General features: G+C 50.6%; 3 protein-coding genes. 2 read left to right on the top strand and 1 reads right to left on the bottom strand.

Going from position 1 to position 2,984, the window contains the following annotated elements:
* Nucleotides 1-1,220: MobQ family relaxase (mobQ, locus tag A8990_RS31100; RefSeq protein WP_116192897.1), on the bottom strand; the 1,220-nt coding region annotated here is incomplete at its 3' end.
* Nucleotides 1,221-1,494: 274 nt separating this feature from the next.
* Here mobQ and A8990_RS31095 point away from each other — a divergent pair.
* Both A8990_RS31095 and A8990_RS31090 read left to right on the top strand, forming a co-directional pair.
* The gene (locus tag A8990_RS31095) at nt 1,495-1,680 is read left to right on the top strand and encodes a hypothetical protein (protein WP_116192896.1); all 186 of its coding nucleotides are present in this window, start codon (nt 1,495-1,497) and stop codon (nt 1,678-1,680) included.
* The gene (locus A8990_RS31090; RefSeq protein WP_116192895.1) at nt 1,677-1,973 is read left to right on the top strand and encodes a DUF3847 domain-containing protein; all 297 of its coding nucleotides are present in this window, start codon (nt 1,677-1,679) and stop codon (nt 1,971-1,973) included. The genes A8990_RS31095 and A8990_RS31090 overlap by 4 nt, the downstream gene beginning before the upstream one ends.
* The last annotated feature ends 1,011 nt before the right edge of the window (nt 1,974-2,984 follow it).

Below are 2,984 nucleotides of genomic sequence, written 5' to 3'. Positions count from 1 at the left end.
TCTACGCGCTTTAGAACGTTGGCTGCTGAATCCAAGACGCTGCGCTCAGCATTTATCCGTTTGCGAGCTTCGCCGATCGCTGCCGTTTCTTGTGCAGCAAATTGAGTCACTTTCAGACGGCGCGTCTCGAAATGTTCTTTGCTCGTGAAGCCGAGCGCCTGCAGCTTCTCTTCTGCCTTTTTGACGAGCTGTTCTGTACTCCGGAACGAATCCCTCTCTTGCTTATCAAAAGCCCGTTTAAGCGCGCTGGAGCCCTCCAGCGACTGTTTCCAGGCATCAATGCTCCGGAAGTGCCCAGTAGCCATTTCAAACGGCTCCAACCGCTCCTTATTACGCATCTCGCGAATCTTCAGCTGCTCTTCCTCAGCCTTCAGCTTCGTATGCGTTTCATTTATGTTCTCAATCGTAGCTGTGCTGCCGATCACCTTCTCTGCAGCTGCTATAACTTTTCGGGCAGCTGGCGGCTGCTCGATCCGCTCTTGCTTCGCTTCCTTCATTTCACGATATTTTTGCAGCTCGACAACGATAGCGTTATGCTCTTTGGCCAAGCGGTTCAGTTCTCCGCGGTCTGTCGCTATGCCACGCTTCTCCATCTCGCGGACAGTTGGCCCTTCGTGAATGGTCGGAACCCGATCTGCAATACCTTGTTCTTGAAAGCTGCGATGGTCAATGCGCTCATGGATCCCGTTGCGCTCGAGTTCGCGGTTGGCATGCTTCGCCCACTGCTCACGCCAGGAGTGCAGCAGTTCTTTATTGTTCCACTCGCGGTTCTTCTGTCCAAAACCATCTGCGGTTACATGACGTGTCGTAAGCATGATGTGCGCATGAGGGTTTTGCGGATCGTTGCGGTGAATGGATAGATCCGCAACCATACCGCAATCAACAAACTGCTGCTGGCAGTATTCCTTTAGCAGCTGCAGCTGCTGCTCATCGTTAAGCTCACGCGGGAGCGCAACGTTAATTTCGCGGCACAGCTGCGCATCCTTGCGCTTCTCCGCAAGTTCCACTTCGTTCCAAAGACGCTGCCGATCGTTCGCCCATTCCGGAGCATGCTCAGGAGCCATAATGAACTGATCCGCAACTTGCTTGCGAGTGAAGTCATGCACTTGGCCAAGTCGTTCATCCTGCAATTTTTCACCGGCACGATATGCGGCAGCTGCAACAGCCGAGCGGCCAGCCGAGCGAGATATGACTTGCGCAGACAAGTGGTAGATCGCCATTATGGTTTGCTCCTTTCATGGTTGGATGGTTTTCAAATGTGAGATCGCGAATACGCGATTCTCAATTTGGTCGATTCGTCAGAATCGAATGGGTGCAGGGCGACAGCCATGCCGCACACATCGCGGAGCGATGTATAAGTGCGCCCTTCTCTCTTTTGCTTTGCTCATTCGCTTGGGATTAATGTACCACAATTCTTCGACATTCGGAATCGTAAATATACTTTTTATGGGAGATAGAATGCGTTAAAATAGAAGCACTGAGGTGATCGATTCAATGAATATGAGCAAGGGAGAATTTGACCGGCATTTTCAAACGCTGCAAGCATCATGGGGGTTTGAAGGACAGGAACTGCAGAAGGATGAGCAAGAAATGCTCAGAAGGGTTTGCATGGGTGAGATCAGCAAAGAAGACTACTTTCGCTGGATACAGAATCACGTTGTTGGGAGAGATAGAAAATGAGTGGAACGCCAAATGAGGCACCTGGCCGCAAGTCGCCGGATGCCCAGCTTGCCGAAATCGAGAAAAAGATGCAGCAGTTGAAAGCAAAGAAGCAGCAGATCCAAAATCGAATTAGCCTGAAAGAACGAAAAGAGCGAACACGCCGGTTAATTCAAGTCGGCGCTATATTTGAGAAAGAGTTTCCGAAACTTGCGGAAGTCTCCCTGGAGGATGTAAGCAAGGTCGCCAGTGAACTTCACAAACTGCTCATTAAATCACGTGAGGCGTCCGGATCTGAACCGCAGCAACGATGAAAGTGCATTAAAGTAAGTTTGTGTTACATAAATGCATACAAAACTTAACTAATCTCCTTCGGTTCCGCCTAGATCGCAACGGAGTGGGGATAACGAAAAGCGCGTTCCCCCCAAACCGTCACCATCTAGGCGGCTGTGTCCTCCTCCGGAAACATATTCGTCCTATCTTCCACTTTGTGTACAATTTCGCCATTCAAATTCAATTTCCACAAACCTCGAAAAAGGAAGCAACGCTTCCGCGTTGCAAAGATTTAACCAGCCTCCCCTCACCCACCCCTACGTTTTACGGTGATCTGTTTTCTTTCGAGAATGGTTGAAAGGTTTTTGCGGAGTGGAACGACGCGTGATTACACTGAATCGTGCGGGGTGGACACAGATCACCTTATCCCGAAAGAAGGTTTCAATCAGGATAAGGCAAGCATTACATGGCACTGGCTCGGCCGTCACGCATCGAGGAACGGCTCCCGTGTAATTGTTTCTGCCACACGCTTTCGCGCCTATTGTATCGACTTATCGAATTGGTTACGGTTCCTATGACCAATCTGCCACCACAGCATTACAATAGCTTCTCAAACCGTGGTCTAGCCTCCCCTGAACGGTTTCCAGCAAGGTTCTATCGGCTCTTTACCACGTACTATTCGGAACGGTCGTAGCGGCGGATCAAGAGTCACATCCATCCTCTACGCTTCGTTTTTCCCTACGATGGACTCACCTTTCAGCTATTGGTTATGTGTCTACACGCCCATCACGCCCCCGCCCGTGCAGTTATCATCTCGACAAGAGGTAGTCGGGGGCCACCGGCTTCATTTAACGCTGGTTAAGCGTCAATGGCCACGGCTGAACGTGGCAACCCGGAAATAACCGTACGCTTGGGGTAGGGATCCCTCCCGTACGACTGACAGTTTTTTACGTGTTCTCCTGTACACCGTTGCACACCACGGAGCTGCGCGTGCTCAATGACTTGGATTCCAAAAAAGGCAATAGGAAAGCAAGCCCTCGATGTCCATTTTT

The organism is Paenibacillus taihuensis (assembly GCF_003386535.1).
GTDB lineage: Bacteria > Bacillota > Bacilli > Paenibacillales > Paenibacillaceae > Paenibacillus_Z > Paenibacillus_Z taihuensis.
This window is presented reverse-complemented; position numbering and strand designations above follow the sequence as displayed.